Annotated in this window: 17 protein-coding genes; 11 read left to right on the top strand and 6 right to left on the bottom strand. The window is 67.4% G+C overall.

All coding sequences use genetic code 11. From position 1 onward, the window contains the following. Nucleotide 1: 1 nt before the first annotated feature. Both AC1DMS_RS03420 and AC1DMS_RS03415 read right to left on the bottom strand, forming a co-directional pair. Nucleotides 2–2,344, bottom strand: coding sequence for a type VI secretion system Vgr family protein (locus AC1DMS_RS03420; protein WP_478180650.1), 2,343 nt, complete (start codon nucleotides 2,342–2,344; stop codon nucleotides 2–4). Between the two features lie 380 nt (nucleotides 2,345–2,724). Next, a complete protein-coding gene (locus AC1DMS_RS03415; protein WP_436044011.1) occupies nucleotides 2,725–3,861 on the bottom strand; it encodes an iron-containing alcohol dehydrogenase in 1,137 nt (378 codons plus the stop codon). Between the two features lie 69 nt (nucleotides 3,862–3,930). On the opposite strand from AC1DMS_RS03415, the gene AC1DMS_RS03410 reads away from it, so the two are divergent. Both AC1DMS_RS03410 and AC1DMS_RS03405 read left to right on the top strand, forming a co-directional pair. Next, complete coding sequence (locus tag AC1DMS_RS03410) at nucleotides 3,931–4,908, top strand: alpha/beta hydrolase (protein ID WP_478180649.1); 978 nt, start codon at nucleotides 3,931–3,933, stop codon at nucleotides 4,906–4,908. After that, a complete protein-coding gene (locus AC1DMS_RS03405; protein WP_478180648.1) occupies nucleotides 4,905–5,783 on the top strand; it encodes a YbgC/FadM family acyl-CoA thioesterase in 879 nt (292 codons plus the stop codon). The genes AC1DMS_RS03410 and AC1DMS_RS03405 overlap by 4 nt, the downstream gene beginning before the upstream one ends. Nucleotides 5,784–5,802: 19 nt before the next feature. Here AC1DMS_RS03405 and AC1DMS_RS03400 read toward each other — a convergent pair whose 3' ends face one another. Both AC1DMS_RS03400 and ygfZ read right to left on the bottom strand, forming a co-directional pair. Then, entirely contained in the window at nucleotides 5,803–6,750 is a 948-nt protein-coding gene (locus AC1DMS_RS03400) for a hypothetical protein (protein ID WP_478180647.1), read from the bottom strand. A 137-nt stretch (nucleotides 6,751–6,887) separates the two neighbouring features. Then, nucleotides 6,888–7,814, bottom strand: coding sequence for a CAF17-like 4Fe-4S cluster assembly/insertion protein YgfZ (gene ygfZ, locus AC1DMS_RS03395; protein ID WP_012747962.1), 927 nt, complete (start codon nucleotides 7,812–7,814; stop codon nucleotides 6,888–6,890). 122 nt (nucleotides 7,815–7,936) lie between these two features. Here ygfZ and mltG point away from each other — a divergent pair, with 122 nt between their 5' ends. The 7 genes from mltG to AC1DMS_RS03360 all read left to right on the top strand — a co-directional run bounded on the left by mltG (nucleotide 7,937) and on the right by AC1DMS_RS03360 (nucleotide 13,216). Further along, entirely contained in the window at nucleotides 7,937–8,959 is a 1,023-nt protein-coding gene (mltG, locus tag AC1DMS_RS03390; protein ID WP_012747961.1) for an endolytic transglycosylase MltG, read from the top strand. Continuing rightward, entirely contained in the window at nucleotides 8,956–9,618 is a 663-nt protein-coding gene (gene tmk, locus AC1DMS_RS03385) for a dTMP kinase (protein ID WP_478180646.1), read from the top strand. The genes mltG and tmk overlap by 4 nt, the downstream gene beginning before the upstream one ends. Beyond that, nucleotides 9,615–10,637: a DNA polymerase III subunit delta' gene (locus tag AC1DMS_RS03380; RefSeq protein ID WP_478180645.1), complete on the top strand. Its 1,023-nt coding sequence runs from the start codon at nucleotides 9,615–9,617 to the stop codon at nucleotides 10,635–10,637. Before tmk ends, AC1DMS_RS03380 begins: the two co-directional genes overlap by 4 nt. Continuing rightward, nucleotides 10,634–11,014 carry a PilZ domain-containing protein gene (locus AC1DMS_RS03375; protein ID WP_012747958.1) on the top strand — a complete coding sequence of 127 codons (381 nt, stop codon included), beginning with the start codon at nucleotides 10,634–10,636 and terminating at the stop codon, nucleotides 11,012–11,014. The genes AC1DMS_RS03380 and AC1DMS_RS03375 overlap by 4 nt, the downstream gene beginning before the upstream one ends. Nucleotides 11,015–11,133: 119 nt before the next feature. Continuing rightward, on the top strand, nucleotides 11,134–11,943 hold the full coding sequence (locus tag AC1DMS_RS03370; protein ID WP_478180644.1) for a TatD family hydrolase: 810 nt from the start codon (nucleotides 11,134–11,136) through the stop codon (nucleotides 11,941–11,943). Continuing rightward, nucleotides 11,940–12,617: an ankyrin repeat domain-containing protein gene (locus tag AC1DMS_RS03365; protein WP_478180643.1), complete on the top strand. Its 678-nt coding sequence runs from the start codon at nucleotides 11,940–11,942 to the stop codon at nucleotides 12,615–12,617. The genes AC1DMS_RS03370 and AC1DMS_RS03365 overlap by 4 nt, the downstream gene beginning before the upstream one ends. Before the next feature lie 113 nt (nucleotides 12,618–12,730). Then, on the top strand, nucleotides 12,731–13,216 hold the full coding sequence (locus AC1DMS_RS03360) for a DUF2726 domain-containing protein (RefSeq protein ID WP_018905827.1): 486 nt from the start codon (nucleotides 12,731–12,733) through the stop codon (nucleotides 13,214–13,216). Between the two features lie 192 nt (nucleotides 13,217–13,408). Here AC1DMS_RS03360 and AC1DMS_RS03355 read toward each other — a convergent pair whose 3' ends face one another. Next, on the bottom strand, nucleotides 13,409–13,789 hold the full coding sequence (locus AC1DMS_RS03355; protein ID WP_012747954.1) for a cupin domain-containing protein: 381 nt from the start codon (nucleotides 13,787–13,789) through the stop codon (nucleotides 13,409–13,411). Nucleotides 13,790–13,973: 184 nt separating this feature from the next. Here AC1DMS_RS03355 and AC1DMS_RS03350 point away from each other — a divergent pair, with 184 nt between their 5' ends. Further along, on the top strand, nucleotides 13,974–14,396 hold the full coding sequence (locus tag AC1DMS_RS03350) for a secondary thiamine-phosphate synthase enzyme YjbQ (RefSeq protein ID WP_012747953.1): 423 nt from the start codon (nucleotides 13,974–13,976) through the stop codon (nucleotides 14,394–14,396). Nucleotides 14,397–14,449: 53 nt separating this feature from the next. Here the strand turns inward: AC1DMS_RS03350 and AC1DMS_RS03345 are convergent, their stop codons facing one another. Further along, nucleotides 14,450–14,656, bottom strand: a complete 207-nt coding sequence (locus tag AC1DMS_RS03345) for a dodecin (protein WP_012747952.1) — start codon at nucleotides 14,654–14,656, stop codon at nucleotides 14,450–14,452. A gap of 372 nt (nucleotides 14,657–15,028) precedes the next feature. Between AC1DMS_RS03345 and AC1DMS_RS03340 the strand changes: the two genes are divergently transcribed. Beyond that, the coding region (locus AC1DMS_RS03340) for an NAD(P)/FAD-dependent oxidoreductase (protein ID WP_478180642.1) at nucleotides 15,029–15,843 on the top strand (815 nt) is incomplete at its 3' end.

The following is a 15,843-nucleotide window of genomic DNA, read 5'->3' as shown; positions in this document are numbered from 1 at the left end:
TTCAGAGCAGGATCTTGAGCGCCTGGATGCCGGCGCGCAGGCCGCCCGTCTTGATCTCCGTGCCCACGAGCTGGATGAGCGCACCGGCATCCCCCAGCGACATTGCCTTGTTCTTCCACTCCGCGCCCACAGCCTCCAGCTTCACGCCGATGGCCTGCGCCTGCACGCCGATGGCCATCGAACGCACGGCCACCACGCCCAGCGAAATGCCCGACACGTCCATGTTCAGGCCGGTGCCGCCCAGGCGGAACCACCTCCAGTCGCTGCTCTTGGAGTAGTTGTTGGTGTAGCTGACCGAGTTGTTCGTGTAGTTGTTGGTCAGGTTGTTGTAGGTGTTCGACGTGGTGTTGTAGACGTTGGTGTTGATGACGTGCTGCGTCGTGTTGTGGATGTGGTTCGTCGTGTTGAAGGTCACATCCGGGGAGGTGTGCACCGTCGGGCCGGTCACGGTGGTGTTCGAGGGGCCGTTGACCAGCACGGTGTTCGAGGTGTCGATGGTGTCGTTGCGTCCGCCGCTCACGAAGCGGATCTCCCGTCCATCGATGGTGCCGTGGAAGCCGCCGGTGATCGCAAGGTTGACGCCGCCGCTGATGGTGTCGTTCAGCCCGCCGCTGAGCGTGCGCTTCTTGCCGCCCGAAATGGTCTGCGTGACGCCGCCGCTGACCGTTTCGCTGAAGCCGCCGGTCACGTCGCGCGTGTCGCCGCCGGTAATGGTTTCTTTCGCGCCCGCGGTGATGTCGCGCGTCTCGCCGCTCTGGTAGGTGGCCGACTCGTGGCCCTTGACGAGGGTGGTGCGCGTGCCGCTGGTGGTGTGCGTCTCGTCGGCTTCCACCTCGACGTCGAGGTTGCGCTCGGCATGCAGCAGGATCTGCTCGGCGCCGCTGCGGTCCTCGAAGCGCAGCATGTTCGCCTGGTTGGCCGCGCCGCCTGTGCTCGAGCGCGTGAGGATGCCGCTGGCCGTGGCATTGGCGGGCAGCTCCCACGGCGGCATCTGGTCGTTGTTGTAGACGCGGCCGGTGATGATGGGTCGGTCGGGTTCGCCGCCGATGAAATCGACGATCACTTCCTGGCCCACGCGCGGCATGTGCATGGTGCCGTAGTTGGCGCCGGCCCAGTTGCTGGACACGCGCACCCAGCACGAGCTGTTCTCGTCCGACTGGCCGTAGCGGTCCCAGCGGAACTGCAGCTTCACGCGGCCGAAGCGGTCGGTCCAGATCTCTTCGGGGCCGACCACGGTGGCGGTCTGCGGGCCGCTGGTGCGCGGCTTGGGCGTCTTGCGCGCGGGGCGGTAGGGCACGCTGGAAGGCAGCACGGTGAAGTCGAACTCGCACACCGATTCGGCCGTGCCGCCGGTCGCGTACTCGGGCTCCTGGAGGTCGTAGCGGGTCTGCGTGACGAGGTATTCGCGGTTGTCGGCCTCGCGCGGGCAGTGCGTCATCTGGAACAGGTAGCCCGGCGCCATGCCCGCCACGTTGGTGTGGCCCGTGGCCAGCTCGTGCGCGCACTGCAGCTCCTGCAGGCGGATCTTCGCGTAGCTGTCGCCCTGGTCGTTCTCGCTGTAGCCGCCCAGCCATTCATAGACTTCGTAGCTCGAGTGGTCGTGGCCCTTCGGGTCCTGCTGCACGCTCTGGAGCGAGGCGCGCGACTTCCTGAAGTCGAAGTCGTCGAGCATCACGCGGCCCGAGGTGATCTGCTCCGAGATGCGCCACTGGTCGATGCAGGGCTCCATGGCATTCACCACGCGGTCGCGCGGACGGTAGGCGATGGTGGCGTGGCCCGGCAGGGTGCTGTAGCCGCCGACGTCGTCGGCCAGCACCAGCAGGTGCGAGCCGTTGCGGTGCTCGAAGTGGTAGGCAATGCCCTCGTGCTCCATGAGGCGGCAGACGAAGGCGAAGTCGCTCTCCTGGTACTGCACGCAGTATTCCCATGGGCGGTAGCTGCCGCTGAGGCGCTTCTCGTATTCGAAGCCGTATTTGCCGAGCACTTCGTCGAGCACGTCGGGCACGCTCATGTTCTGGAAGATGCGGCAGTCGGTGGTGCGCGTGAGGTACCAGAGCCAGGGCTGCACCAATGCGCGGTAGACGTAGTGGCGGCCGGTTTCGTTGGCGCGGCCCACGAGCTCGAAGCGCACCACGGTGCCGTTGAGAAAGCGCGATGCGCCTTCGTCCTGCAGTTCGAGCGTGAGCGAAGTGCCCAGCAGCTTCTTCAGGTCGAGGTTGAAGCTCGGGCTGACCATGTCGACCTCGAACTCGAACAGCTGCGAGAGGCCTTCCTGTCCCCGCATCGCGCGGAACTTCAGCTGCTCGGCGTTGAGTACGGTGTGAACCTGGACGGTACGTGGCATTCGAAATTTCCCTGGCCCTTGGGACTTCTGCGGATGCGAAGCCTTCGATTGGCAGTCTAGAAATTCCTTATGTCATATACATGACGTGCGCTTCTGTTGCAGGGCGTTCAGGGCGTGTGCACAGATCACCGGGTACTCCCCTCCGCGAATGTCCCCCGGCCTGCGGCCTCCTCCTTTATTTCGCTGCGGGGAGCACCCGATGCTCTGTGCACATGGGCGCGCTGCTGGTGTATCGCTGATCAACGACTGCTCCGCATAACGATCACGTCGATGGGGTGCCTTGCGCAGCGAAATCAAGGGGGAGGCCGAAGGCCGGAGGACATTCGCGGAGCAAGGTACCCCGTCGGCGTGATCGCGCCCCGAACAACTGCGCCCGCCCCCTACATCGATGCCTCGAGCATCGCCTTGTAGTCGTCGCGCGAAGCCAGCCGCGGGTTGGTCTTGTGGCAGTGGTCGGCCATGGCGCCGTCGATGATCTGCTCGAACAGGGCGGGCGTGACGCCCACCTCGTCCAGGCCCTTGGGCAGGCCCAGGCGCGCGTTCATGTCGCGGATCGCGTCGCCGAGATCGCCGGGCGAATCGAGGTGCATGGCCCGCGCCATGCGCTGCAGCCGCTGCTCCTTCTGCACCGACTCGGCACCCGCGTTGAAGTGGATCACCGCCGGCAGGAAGAGGGCGTTGAGCGTGCCGTGGTGCAGGCGCGGATCGACGCCGCCCAGGCTGTGGCTCAGCGAGTGCACGCAGCCCAGGCCCTTCTGGAACGCCATGGCGCCCTGCATCGACGCGCTCATGAGATTGAGGCGCGCCTCGCGGTCACTGCCGTCCTTGGTGGCGCGCTCGATGTGCAGCCAGGCGCGCTCCAGGCCGTCCAGGCCGATGCCGTCGGCCGGCGGATTGAAGGCGGCCGACATGAAGGTTTCCATGCAGTGCGCAATCGCGTCCATGCCGGTGGCGGCCGTGAGCCGGGGCGGCAGGCCGAGCGTGAGCTCGGGGTCGCAGATGGCGGCCTTGGGCATCAGGAACCAGCTGTGGAAGCCGAGCTTGCGGTGGTCGTCGACGATCACGATGGCGCCGCGCGCCACCTCGCTGCCGGTGCCGCTGGTGGTGGGCACCGCGATGAGCGGCACCGCGCGGTCGGTGATCTTCGGCGAGCCGCCTTCGATGGTGGCATAGGTCTTGAGCGGGCCTTCGTGCGTGGCGGCGATGGCCACGCCCTTGGCGCAGTCGATGGCCGAGCCGCCGCCCACGGCAATGAGGCCGTCGCAGCGGCCGCTGCGGTACAGCTCGACGGCTGCGCGCACGGCGGCTTCGGTGGGGTTGGAGGGGGTCTGGTCGAACACCGCTACTTCCAGGTCGGCGATGGCATCGAGCGCCTTCTGCAGCACGCCGGCCGCGCGCACGCCTGCATCGGTCACGATCAGCGGCCGGTTGATGCCGATGCGCGCGCATTCGCTGGACAGCAGCTTGATGGCGCCGAATTCGAACTGGATCTGGGTGAGGTATTGGATGAGGGCCATGAGGTGGGTTTGCCTGGGGCAGTACGATTGCAGACCACCCAAATCTAACAAGCAGGGACAGTCTTGCACATGAACAAAACCCTTGCCGCTGTCGCACCCGGCACATGGCAGCCTCCGCTCACCGCGAAGATGGCCAACGTGGTCGAGCGCATGGCGCGGGCCGGCCATCCCTCGCTCGACCAGCTCACGCCCGACGAGGCCAAGGCCTCCTACGAAAAAGGCGCGGGCGTGCTCGAAGTGCAAAAGCCCGCGCTGGAGCGCGTCGACGACTTCACGATTCCGGCGCGCGATGGCTTCGCGATTCCCGCGCGGCTCTACGCGCCGTCGGCAACGGCGATGCTGCCGGCGCTGGTGTATTTTCATGGCGGCGGCTTCACGGTCGGCAACATCCGCACGCACGACACGCTGTGCCGCGTGCTGGCCAGCAAGAGCGGCTGCGCGGTGGTGTCGGTCGACTACCGGCTGGCGCCCGCGTTTAGGTTTCCGACGGCATCGAACGACGCGTGGGATGCCTTAGCCTTCATTGCAAGCGAAGACGCGCGCCTGGGCATCGACGCGAGCCGCCTGGCCGTGGGCGGCGACAGCGCCGGCGGCACGCTGGCCGCGGTGTGCGCGATTCTCGCGCGCGACGCGGGCCTGCCGCTCGCGCTGCAGATGCTCATCTATCCCGGCACCGCGGCGCACCAGGACACCGCCTCGCACCGGCGCTACGCCCACGGCCCGCTGCTCACCAAGGCGCTGATCGACTATTTCTTCGGCCAGTACGTGCGCACGCCGGCCGACCGCGACGACTGGCGCTTTGCGCCGCTCCTGGCCGACGACGTCGACGGCGTGGCGCCCGCATGGATCGGCCTGGCCGAATGCGATCCGGTGGTGGATGAAGGCATTGCCTACGCCGACAAGCTCCGCGCCGCGGGAGTGGCGGTCGACCTCGAGATCTACCGCGGCGTGATCCACGAATTTCTGAAAATGGGCCGCGCCATCCCCGAGGCGCTGCAGGCGCAGGACGACGCGGCCCGTGCACTCAAGGACGCACTGAACCCATGAACGACAAGACCGTGCCCCAGAGAAAAGACTTCCGCTTCTTTCACCGCCTGCGCGTGCGCTGGGCCGAAGTCGACATGCAGAAGATCGTATTCAATGCGCACTACCTGATGTACTTCGACACCGCCATTGCCGACTACTGGCGTGCGCTCGCGCTGCCTTACGAAGAAGCCATGCATGCACTGGGCGGCGACCTTTACGTGCGCAAGGCCACGGTCGACTTTCGGGCCTCGGCGCGCATGGACGACGTGATCGACGTGGGCATGAAGTGCGCGCGCATCGGCAACTCGTCCATCGTCTTCGAGGGTGCGCTGTTCCGGCAGGACCAGTACCTGGTGGGCTGCGAGCTCGTCTATGTGTTTGCCGACCCGGCCACGCAGACCTCGAAGCCGGTGCCGGCGGCACTGCGCGAAATCCTCACGGGGTTCGAGGCCGGCGAGCCGATGCGCACGGTGGAGACGGGCGACTGGAAAACGCTGGGCGAAGGCGCGGGTGCGCTGCGCCGCGCGGTCTTCATCGAGGAGCAGAACATTCCCAAGGAACTGGAGTGGGATGCGCACGATGCCATCGTGCTGCACGCGGTGGTCCGCAACCGGCTCGGCCAGGTGATTGCGACCGGCCGGCTGCTCGATGCGGTCGACGGCACGGCCATGCTCGGCCGCATGGCCGTGCACCGCGCGCTGCGCAGCGGCGGCCACGGTGCCGCCGTGATGCAGGCGCTGGAGGCCGCAGCCAAGGCGCGCGGCGACCGCGAGATCGGCCTGCACGCGCAGCGCAGCGCAGAGCGCTTCTATGCGCGCCTGGGCTATGCCGTGCACGGCGAGCCCTTCGAGGAAGCCGGCATCCCGCACATCGAGATGCGTCGCACGCTGGCCTGATCGCGGCGTTCGAGAGGGCTCACTCGTAGCGCGCCGGCGGATCGGGCACGTAGCCCATCTCCGAACCCGGAAAGGCGGACGGGCCTTCGGGACGCGGCCAGCGCGCGGGCGGCGGCACCGGGATCACGCCCGCGGCGATGAGGTTCTCGCGGCTGTCGTAGCGAATGCGCACCACCTCGTCGGGCGTGGACTGGGCGCGCTCGAAGCTGGTGTGGCCGACATGCGAAGTCTCGCGCCGGCCGTGGGCGGTGCCCAGGCTCGGGCTGGGCGGCGCTGGCCGGGCCAGGCTGCCTTTCGCCGATGCCGCCGCCTCGGCGCCCAGGGCGCTGTCGGCCGAGCGGGCCTGCGCTGCGGGTGCAGCCGGTGCGGCCTCGGCTGCGGCCGATGGCGCCCCGTTGCGGCGCTCCATCTCGCGCGTGCCGCCGTCGCGGCGCGGAAAGGCGATGGGCGGCGCAAGCGGCGGCTCGGGCACGCGTTCGCGGAACATCGCGACGCCGATCACGCCCACGTCGTCCGGCCGGCCGGTGCGGCTTGCATACGAATTGCCGATGGAGGTGAATTCGAAGGCCGCGATCTGCGAATCGCTCTTGCGCCAGCCCGTGATGTCGCTGCGCTCGCCGCCGGAAAACACATAGCCGTTCTGCAGCACGCCCGCGGTCTCGCCGGTCACGATGTTGATGCCGTCCACCGACATCACGGCCATGACGCGCTCACCCATCGCATTGCGCGCGCGGATCGCATAGCGCGTGCCGGGCCGGCCGGCCACCCAGTATTCGCCGCGGTGGCGGTAGATGGGCAGTTCGCGGCCGCTCGCGCGGTCGACCACGCTGAGCTGCATCAGCGAACCGATGCGGTTGGAGGGCGGCGAAAGCGGAGGCAGGGGCCGCACCGGGCTTTCGGCGCAAGCCGGCAGCACGCCCAGCGCGGTCCATGCGAGGGCGGTCGAGAAGAGGAGTCTGCGCTTCATGATGTCTTTCCTTGCCAGGAGTGGATCGGTACGGCTTCTACGGAGCAGCACCGGCGGCAGGGTTAAACGCGCGCAAAAAAATGGCGCCGCCTCTTTCGGGGCGGCGCCAGGCGTCCGTTTCTTCAGTCCGGTTGCGTCTAGATGTCTTCGAGCAGCGGATACGGCAGCGGCTCGACCGTGAGCGCCGGCCCGTCGGCGCTGCCCGCATGCAGGCCGCCGGTTTCGAGTGCCGAGATCTGGATCGAGATCAGCGCGGCCCAGCCGCCGCCAGGTGCCGGCGCGGCCTGCGCCACCGTGCCCACAGGCTGCTCGGCATCGCCGGCCGCGAACACCTCCTGGCCGGCGCCGAGGGGCGCATCGGCCTGCACGAGGTAGGTGCGCCGCTTCAGGGTGCCGCGGAACTGGCTGCGCGCCACGATTTCCTGGCCCGGATAGCAGCCCTTCTTGAAGTTCACGCCGCCCACGGATTCGTAGTTGATCATCTGCGGCACGAAGGCCTCGACCACCGGCGTGGTCACGGTCACGATGCCGCTGCGGACCTCGCTCCACTGCCACAGTTGCGCATCGAGCGCCGGGCCCGCGGGCGCCGGGCTGCCGGCCGGCGCGATCCACATCGCGCGCGGCACGCCGTCGGCCGGGTACAGCGACACCGCGCTGATGTCTTGGCCAATGGCGGTGCGCTGGCCGGGCAAGGCCGTGGCATCGAGGCCGTTGGCGGCCAGCGCGGTGCCGGCAAGGCCGTACAGCGCGAATTGCTCGGTGGCGTCCGTGAGCTTGGCCTTGGCGCGCAGCACGTACATCGACAGGCGCTTGAGCGTGGCGGCCAGGATGTCGCGGCTGCACACCAGCAGCACCAGCTCCGGCTGCGGCCGGATGCCGACGAAGCTGGCGATCACGCGGCCCTTGGCGGTGCAAAGCGCGGCCAGGCGGGCCTCGGTGGCGCCCAGCAGCGCGAAATCCTGGGTGAGCTGGCCATGCAGGAAGCTGGCGGCATCGGGCCCCTCGGCGCGGATCACGCCAAGGTCGGAAAGAGCGGTAACACCATTGAGAACGACAGTAGTCATCGCTGAATTATCATGGTCGGAGCCGTTCCGTCGGGTCCGCAGGGAATCCCGCCCCGGTTCCCGCAGGGCCACCGGCTTTTCGTGCTGATTCGTTTTCTTCTCTCCGCTAAATCATCGGACCCGTGCGCCGCTTCTTCCTCACGCTTTTCCTGCTCGCCGCCCTGGCTGCGCTCGGCCTTGGTGCCGCCGGCCTCTGGTGGGTGCACCAGCCGCTCAAGCTGCCCGCGCCCAGCGTCGACCTGTCCGTGGAACCCGGCACCACGCCGCGCGGCGTCGCGCAGGCGGTGGCCGATACCGGCACCGACGTGCAGCCGCAGATGCTCTATTTCTGGTTCCGCATTTCGGGGCAGGACCGCCAGATCCGCGCCGGCAGCTACGAGCTGGAGCGCGGCATCACGCCCAAGATGCTGCTCAACGTGCTGGTGCGCGGCGAGGAAGCCACCCGCAGCCTCGTGCTGGTCGAAGGCTGGAACATCCGGCAGGTGCGCGCCGCGCTCGCCAAGGCCGAGCAGCTCAAGCCCGAAACCGTCGGCCTGCCAGACGATGCGCTGATGGCCAAACTGGGCCGGCCCGGCGTGCATCCCGAGGGCCGCTTCTTCCCCGACACCTACACCTATTCGAAGGGCTCGACCGACATCGCGCTGCTGCAGCGCGCCATGCGGGCCATGGACAAGAAGCTCGAAGCCGCGTGGGCTGCCCGGGCGGCCGATTTGCCGCTCCAGTCGGCGGATCAGGCGCTGATCCTGGCCAGCATTGTCGAAAAGGAGACAGGAAAAGCCAAGGACCGCGCCGAGATCGCCGCCGTCTTCGTCAACCGGCTGCGCGCCGGCATGCCGCTGCAGACCGACCCGAGCGTGATCTACGGCCTGGGCACCGCGTTCGACGGCAACCTGCGCAAGAAAGACCTGTTGGCCGATACCCCCTGGAACACCTACACGCGCGGCGGCCTGCCGCCCACGCCCATCGCCATGCCGGGCAAGGCCGCGCTGCTGGCGGCGGTACAGCCGGCGCAGAGCAAGTCGCTGTATTTTGTGTCGCGCGGCGACGGCACCAGCCAGTTCAGCAGTTCGCTCGACGACCACAACCGCGCGGTCAACCGCTACCAGCGCGGCGGCGGCGAACCCAAACCGAAAGTTGCGCAATGAGTGAAGGCTTGTTTCTGACGCTCGAGGGCATCGATGGCGCCGGCAAGTCGAGCCATCTCGACGCGATGGAGGCGCTCTTCAACGCCCGCGGCCGCACGGTCGTGCGCACGCGCGAGCCCGGCGGCACGCCGCTGGCCGAAACCCTGCGCGGACTCGTCCTCGAGCAGCCGATGGACCCGCTGACCGAATCGCTGCTGGTGTTCGCCGCGCGGCGCGACCACATCGTGCAGGTCATCGAGCCGGCGCTGGCGCGCGGCGACGTGGTGCTGTGCGATCGCTTCACCGACGCCACCTTCGCCTACCAGGGCGCGGGCCGCGGTTTCGATACGCAGCTGCTGTCGACGCTGGAGCAATGGGTGCAGGGGGGCAGGGGAGCGGCGGGGCTGCTTCTTCAGCCTCACATCACGCTCTGGTTCGACCTGGCGCCCGAGATTGCCGCCGAGCGGCTCGCAGGCGCGCGCCTGCCCGACAAGTTCGAATCGCAGCCGGTCGAATTCTTCCGGCGCGTAGCGGCGGGCTATGCGGCCCGCGCGGCGGCCGATGCGCAGCGCTTCGTGCGCATCGATGCAACCCAGACGCGCGACCAGGTCTGGCAACAGGTCGAGACCGCGCTCGTTGCGCGCGGCGCGCTGGCACCCGCAGGCGGAGCGGCACCATGAGCACGCCCACGCTTTCGCCCTGGCTGCATCGCCCGCTCGCGGAACTGCTGCGCCAGCGCGGCCATGCCTGGCTGCTGCAGGGGCCTTCGGGCCTGGGCCAATACGAACTCGCGCTCGCGCTTGCCGCGGCCTGGCTGTGCGAACAGCCCAACAAGGAGGAGGGCGGCACCGCCTGCGGCCACTGCCCGAGCTGCCATGCCATCGAGGTGCGCACCCATGCCGACCTCTGCGTGCTGATGCCCGAGGTCGCCATGCAGGAGCTGGGCTGGCCGCTCGACGAAAAGGCACAGGCCGACATCGACGACAAGAAGCGCAAGCCCAGCCGCGAGATCCGCGTCGAGGCCATGCGCGACGCCGTCGGCTTTGCCCAGCGCACCAGCGCCCGCGGTCGCGGCAAGGTGGTGCTGGTGTATCCGGCCGAGCGCATGAACAGCATCACGGCCAATGCGCTGCTCAAGACGCTCGAGGAGCCGGTCGGCGATGTCCGTTTCGTGCTGGCCAGCGAGGCAGCCTGGCAGTTGCTGCCGACCATCCGCAGCCGCTGCCTGGGCTTCACGCTGCCCTGGCCCGAGACGGCCGAGGCCGAAGCCTGGCTGGCCGCGCAGGACGTGCCCGCCGCCGATGCCACCGCACTGCTGCGCGCCGCCGGCGGGCGCCCCAGCGATGCCTTGCGGCTTGCGCGCTCCGGCCAGTCGCCCAAGGCCTGGTCGCTCTTGCCCAAGGCCGTTTCGCGTGGCGACGTGGCCGCGCTTGCGGACCAGTCGCCATCGCAGGCCATCGGCTCGCTGCAGAAGCTCTGCCACGACCTGATGGCCGTTGGCAGCGGCGCCGCGCCACGTTTCTTCGATGCCGCCGACCTGCCGCCCGCGGTGCCTTCGCACCTGGCGCTCGCGCGCTGGTCGAAGTCGCTCGCGAACGCGGCCAGGACCGCCGAACACCCCTTCAATGCCGGCCTCATGCTGGAAGCGCTTGTGAGCGAAGCGCGAACCACCCTAAACTCTGCAGCTCGCCGCCCATGAACCAACCAGCCGCACCCGCACCCGCCGCCCCGGCGCCTCAACGGCCGAGCGTGATCCAGCTCGCCATCAAGGAAAAGGGCGCGCTCTATGCCGCCTACATTCCGCTCTTTGCCGAAGGCGGCATCTTCATTCCGACCACGCGCGAATACCGCCTGGGCGACGACGTCTACGTGCTGCTGACCCTCCCTGAAGACCCGCAGCGCTACCCGGTGGCCGGCAAGGTCGCATGGATCACGCCGCAGCGCGCCGCGGGCAACCGGGCGCCGGGCGTGGGCATCCGTTTTCCGTCGGACGAGAAATCGCGCCAGCTCAAGGCCCGCATCGAAGCGGCGCTCGGCGGCTCGATGGCCTCCGACCGCCCCACACAAACCATTTAGCTCGCCCCCAGGCTGCGCGCACTTCGTGTCGCTACGCCCACCCCCTACCGGGGGCGACGCCAGAGGCCCGGCAAAGCCGGTTCCTCGGTGTCTCTGGCATAAGCCAGACAATCAGCGCCATGTTCACCGATTCCCACTGCCACCTCACTTTCCCCGAATTCGCGGACCAGATGCCGCAAATCCGCGCCGCCATGGCCGAGGCGCAGGTCGACCGGGCCTTGTGCATCTGCACCAAGCTCGAGGAGTTCGACGATGTGCAGGCGCTGGCCGCGCGCTACGACAACTTCTGGGCGAGCGTGGGCGTGCACCCCGACAACGAGGACATCGCCGAGCCCACGGTGGACGACCTGGTGCGCCGCGCAGCCTTGCCCCGCGTGGTGGCCATCGGCGAAACCGGGCTCGACTACTACCAGATGGAAGAGCGCAAGGGCGGGCGCAGCATCTCCGACATGGAGTGGCAGCGCGACCGCTTCCGCGTGCACATCCGCGCCGCGCAGCAAACCCGCATGCCGCTGGTCATCCATACGCGCGAAGCCTCGGCCGACACGCTCGCCATCCTCAAGGAGGAGGGCGAAGACGGCGCCGGCCACGCTGCGGGCGGCGTGTTCCATTGCTTCACCGAAACCGCCGAAGTGGCGCGCGCGGCGCTCGACCTGGGTTTCTACATTTCCTTTTCGGGCATCCTGACCTTCAAGAAGGCGCAGGACCTGCGCGACGTGGCGGCCTTCGTGCCGCTCGACCGCATGCTGATCGAAACCGACAGCCCGTACCTGGCGCCGGTGCCGTACCGCGGCAAGACCAACAACCCGTCCTACGTGCCCTTTGTGGCCAAGCAGATCGCCGAACTGCGCAAGCTGCCGCTCGAAGCCGTGGCCGAGGCCACCAGCAGCAACTTCGAAACGCTGTTCAAGGGCGTCAAAGCAACATGAAGAAATACATCAAGAAGTTCTTGTATCTTACTGTCGTGGCAGCAACTTTTTCCACCCACGCGGGCTCGTTCGAAGATTTCTTCCGGGCCGTGCGCGCAGACAACGCGAGCGGCGTGCGCACCCTGCTGAACCGCGGTTTCGACCCCAACACGCGCGACGAGCACGGCCAGACCGGCCTGATCATCGCGCTGCGCGAACCGTCGCCCAAGGTGGTCCAGGTGCTGATCGAATCGCCGCAGACCGACGTCGACATCGCCAACGCCAAGGACGAAACCCCGCTGATGCTGGCCGCCATCAAGGGCCAGCAGGACGTGGTCGCGCAGCTGCTCAAGCGCGACGCCGCCGTCAACAAGACCGGCTGGACGCCGCTGCATTACGCCGCCAGCAGCGGCCAGCTGAGCATCATGAAGGTGCTGCTCGACAACTTTGCCTTCATCGATGCGCAATCGCCCAACGGCACCACGCCGCTCATGATGGCCGCGATGTACGGCTCGACCGAGGCCGTGAAGCTCCTGCTGGCCGAAGGTGCGGACACCACCATGAAGAACCAGCTCGGCATGACGGCGGTCGACTTCGCGAACAAGGCCAACCGCCCGGAGGCTGCGCAGCTGATCGCTGCTGCGGCCGGCGCCAGGGCGGACCCCAAGGCCATTCCGAAGGACGGCAAATGGTGAGCTTCCAGACGCTCCATTGAGGGCCGGATCCGCCGCAACGGCAGGCCCGGGAAAACGCCAAAAAGAGGGCGCCCGCGCCTCGTGCGAGACTCTGCGCTGAAGGAGAAGCAGAGATGAATACGTTCCTATTCATAATCTTTTTGCTGGCCATCGGACTGCTTGTGCTCGCAGCGGTCGCCAAAAAGAGGTCGGCGCAAAACAGCAGCGGTTTCGTCGACAAGCCCAAGGCACGCCCGCCGCTCACGGCGCGCGAACAGGCCATGTACAACCGGCTCGTGCAGACGCTGCCGGACCTCGTGGTGCTGCCGCAGGTCAGCTTCGGTGCATTGCTCACGGCCCGCACGCGCGCGGCGCGGAGCTCGTTCAGCCGGAAGATCGCCGACTTCGTCGTGTGCGACCGCTCGTTCAAGGTCGTGGCCGTGGTCGCGTTCGGCGGCGACAAGAGCAGCAAGGGCAAGTCGCAGCGCGACCTGGACCGCGAGGCGCTGCTGGTGGAAGCCGGCTACCGCGTGCTGCGCTATCCACGGGTGCCGGATGTGGGGCGCGTGGAAGCGGACTTCGATCCGACGCTGGCGTCGGTGAGTCCCATGGGTTCCTGAGGGCGGGCTGGTTTGGCCTGGATGGCCTTCGATCAGCTTCACCCAAAAGGAACACAATGTGCATTATGTTAAATGACATAAGCAGCAACTCCGCCCCGCAGGACCTTGTCGTCCATGTCCCGCTGCTCCCTGCAGCTGCTGCGGTAAATCCTCGTCACCATTGCCAGCCGGCGGACAGACCCATCGGGGTCATCAGCTCTTGGGCTTTGCGTATTCCTCTGCGCTCATTACCTCGACGCCAACGAACGGGTCGTTGCCTTCAACCCATGCGTCATGGCCCGGAGGAATGGTGTACGACATGCCTTCCTCGAGGATGGTCTTCGAGCCGTCGTTCATTTGCACCGTGATCCGCCCGGAAACCACGTACCCGACGTGGGCCACCTGGCAGCTGTCCGTGCCGACGACCGGCTTGATGCACTGCGACCAGCGCCACCCGGGCTGAAACTTGAAGCGTCCCAGGGTGTACCCCTCGAGGCGGACCACTTCGACGCGCGTTTTCTCCGGCTCCCGAACCTCATCCGGCACGTCGTGGGATTTCGTCTGAAGCTTGGTGACATTCATAGAACTTGCCATCGCTACTCTCCTTGGCACGAGTGAGCAGTGGGTCCGCGGCAGCCTCGTGCCAAGCCGCGCGTCGAACGATGGAATACTAGTCCTGGGCCACGCTTGCGGCGACGCATTTCTCGCCCGGTAGGTACCCACTGGCGTGCACCTGGAGCAGGTGCGCAGAACTTGCAGCCGCTAAAGTGTCGATGCGATGCTCAGGCAGACAACCACCACACTCGACTTCGACACCGATGGCCGGGGCCTTCTGGAAATCACGGAGGCCGTGGCGCAATGGGTCGCGAGCACCGGCTTTCAGACCGGGCTGCTGACGCTCTTCATCCGCCATACCTCGGCCAGCCTGCTGGTGCAGGAGAACGCGGATCCTGAAGTGCAGGCGGATCTCGACCGTTTTCTTGCGCGCCTGGTGCCCGATGGCGACGCGCTTTTCCGGCATCGCGACGAAGGGCCGGACGACATGCCGGCCCATGTGCGTTCGGCGCTGACCGCGGTGCAGCTGTCGGTTCCGGTGACGAACGGCCGCATGGCGCTGGGCACCTGGCAGGGCATCTACCTGTGGGAGCACCGGCTGAAGCCGCACCGGAGGCAGGTGGCCCTGCACCTGATCGGGTCCTAGCGATCCGGCCCACCGCCCTGCTCTGCCGGGCTGCGCCGGTACGCTGCCCGCGGTTACTCCAGCGTGAATCCAATCTTCACCGTCACCTGCCAGTGCGCGACCTTGCCATCCACCACGTGGCCGCGCGTCTCGGTCACGGTGAACCACTGGATGTTGCGGACCGTCTCGTGCGCCTTGGCGATGGCCGTCTGCACGGCATCCTCGATGCCTATCGGCGAAGAGCCGGTCAGCTCGAGCGACTTGTAAACGTGATTCGACATGTCTTTTGCTCCTTGAATTGGTGCGCCGCAGCTGCTCTCGGTGCGGATCGGCCGCACGGCACACATGTTGACCCCTCGGCCCGCTTGTTGGAAGTGCCGGAACGATGGTTTTTCGCGCCGCGCAAACCCGGCGTGGCGCAGGCACGGTCTTTGCGTGACTGCAAGCTCACGGTGTAACGAAGCACTGTTTTGGTGAGGTTTCCGCGGTCTTGCGGAGCCCGGAGCGTGAAGAGCGCCCAGCACCCCGCCCGCGCTCCGCGGGCTTCCCTGCCCCCTTAATCCCCGCCCGACGATGCGGCCCCGCAAAGGCTGCATGTCGGCATTTGTATTTGTTGTTTCGAATCGATTGATTCTCCGAAGGCCCCACCCATGATGAAGAAACTCAAGCTCGTGATGGTCGGCAACGGCATGGCCGGCGTGCGCACGCTCGAAGAGCTGCTGAAGCTCGCCCCCGACCTGTACGACATCACCGTCTTCGGTGCCGAGCCGCACCCCAACTACAACCGCATCCTCCTGTCGCCCGTGCTCGCCGGCGAGCAGACGGTCGACGAGATCGTCCTCAACAGCTGGGAGTGGTACGCCGAGAACAAGATCACCCTGCACGCCGGCAAGAAGGTGGCCGAGGTCGACCGCGTCAAGCGCATCGTGCGCGCCGAGGATGGCACCGAGGCCCCCTACGACCGCCTCCTCATGTGCACCGGCTCCAACCCCTTCATGCTCCCGGTGCCCGGCAAGGACCTGAAAGGCGTCATCGCCTACCGCGACATCGCCGACACCGACTACATGATCGAGACCGCCAAGACCCACAAGAGCGCCGTCGTCATCGGCGGCGGCCTGCTGGGCCTGGAAGCGGCCAACGGCCTGATGCTGCGCGGCATGGACGTCACCGTGGTGCACGTCATGCCCTGGCTGATGGAGCGCCAGCTGGACGACGTGGCGGGCAAGCTGCTGCAGAAGTCGCTGGAGGACCGGGGCCTGAAGTTCCTGATCGGCGCCCAGACCCAGGAACTGGTGGGCAATGACCAGGGCCGCGTGGCCGCCATCCGCTTCAAGGACGGCACCGAGGTTCCCGCCGACCTGGTCGTCATGGCTGTGGGCATCCGCCCCAACACCGAACTGGCCGAGCGGATGCGCCTGCACTGCCACCGCGGCATCGTCGTCACCGACACCATGCAGACCGTGACCGA

The organism is Variovorax sp. 05T418, from assembly GCF_056396385.1.
This window is presented reverse-complemented; position numbering and strand designations above follow the sequence as displayed.

Bases quoted from the DNA above. Each gene is read 5' to 3' on its own strand.
- AC1DMS_RS03350 (WP_012747953.1), top strand. From the start codon at position 13,974: ATGCTCAGGCAGACAACCACCACACTCGACTTCGACACCGATGGCCGG.
- AC1DMS_RS03420 (WP_478180650.1), bottom strand. From the start codon at position 2,344: ATGCCACGTACCGTCCAGGTTCACACCGTACTCAACGCCGAGCAGCTG.
- AC1DMS_RS03380 (WP_478180645.1), top strand. From the start codon at position 9,615: ATGAGCACGCCCACGCTTTCGCCCTGGCTGCATCGCCCGCTCGCGGAA.
- tmk (WP_478180646.1), top strand. From the start codon at position 8,956: ATGAGTGAAGGCTTGTTTCTGACGCTCGAGGGCATCGATGGCGCCGGC.
- AC1DMS_RS03405 (WP_478180648.1), top strand. From the start codon at position 4,905: ATGAACGACAAGACCGTGCCCCAGAGAAAAGACTTCCGCTTCTTTCAC.
- AC1DMS_RS03400 (WP_478180647.1), bottom strand. From the start codon at position 6,750: ATGAAGCGCAGACTCCTCTTCTCGACCGCCCTCGCATGGACCGCGCTG.
- AC1DMS_RS03345 (WP_012747952.1), bottom strand. From the start codon at position 14,656: ATGTCGAATCACGTTTACAAGTCGCTCGAGCTGACCGGCTCTTCGCCG.
- AC1DMS_RS03360 (WP_018905827.1), top strand. From the start codon at position 12,731: ATGAATACGTTCCTATTCATAATCTTTTTGCTGGCCATCGGACTGCTT.
- AC1DMS_RS03375 (WP_012747958.1), top strand. From the start codon at position 10,634: ATGAACCAACCAGCCGCACCCGCACCCGCCGCCCCGGCGCCTCAACGG.
- AC1DMS_RS03355 (WP_012747954.1), bottom strand. From the start codon at position 13,789: ATGGCAAGTTCTATGAATGTCACCAAGCTTCAGACGAAATCCCACGAC.
- AC1DMS_RS03410 (WP_478180649.1), top strand. From the start codon at position 3,931: ATGAACAAAACCCTTGCCGCTGTCGCACCCGGCACATGGCAGCCTCCG.
- ygfZ (WP_012747962.1), bottom strand. From the start codon at position 7,814: ATGACTACTGTCGTTCTCAATGGTGTTACCGCTCTTTCCGACCTTGGC.
- AC1DMS_RS03415 (WP_436044011.1), bottom strand. From the start codon at position 3,861: ATGGCCCTCATCCAATACCTCACCCAGATCCAGTTCGAATTCGGCGCC.
- AC1DMS_RS03365 (WP_478180643.1), top strand. From the start codon at position 11,940: ATGAAGAAATACATCAAGAAGTTCTTGTATCTTACTGTCGTGGCAGCA.
- AC1DMS_RS03370 (WP_478180644.1), top strand. From the start codon at position 11,134: ATGTTCACCGATTCCCACTGCCACCTCACTTTCCCCGAATTCGCGGAC.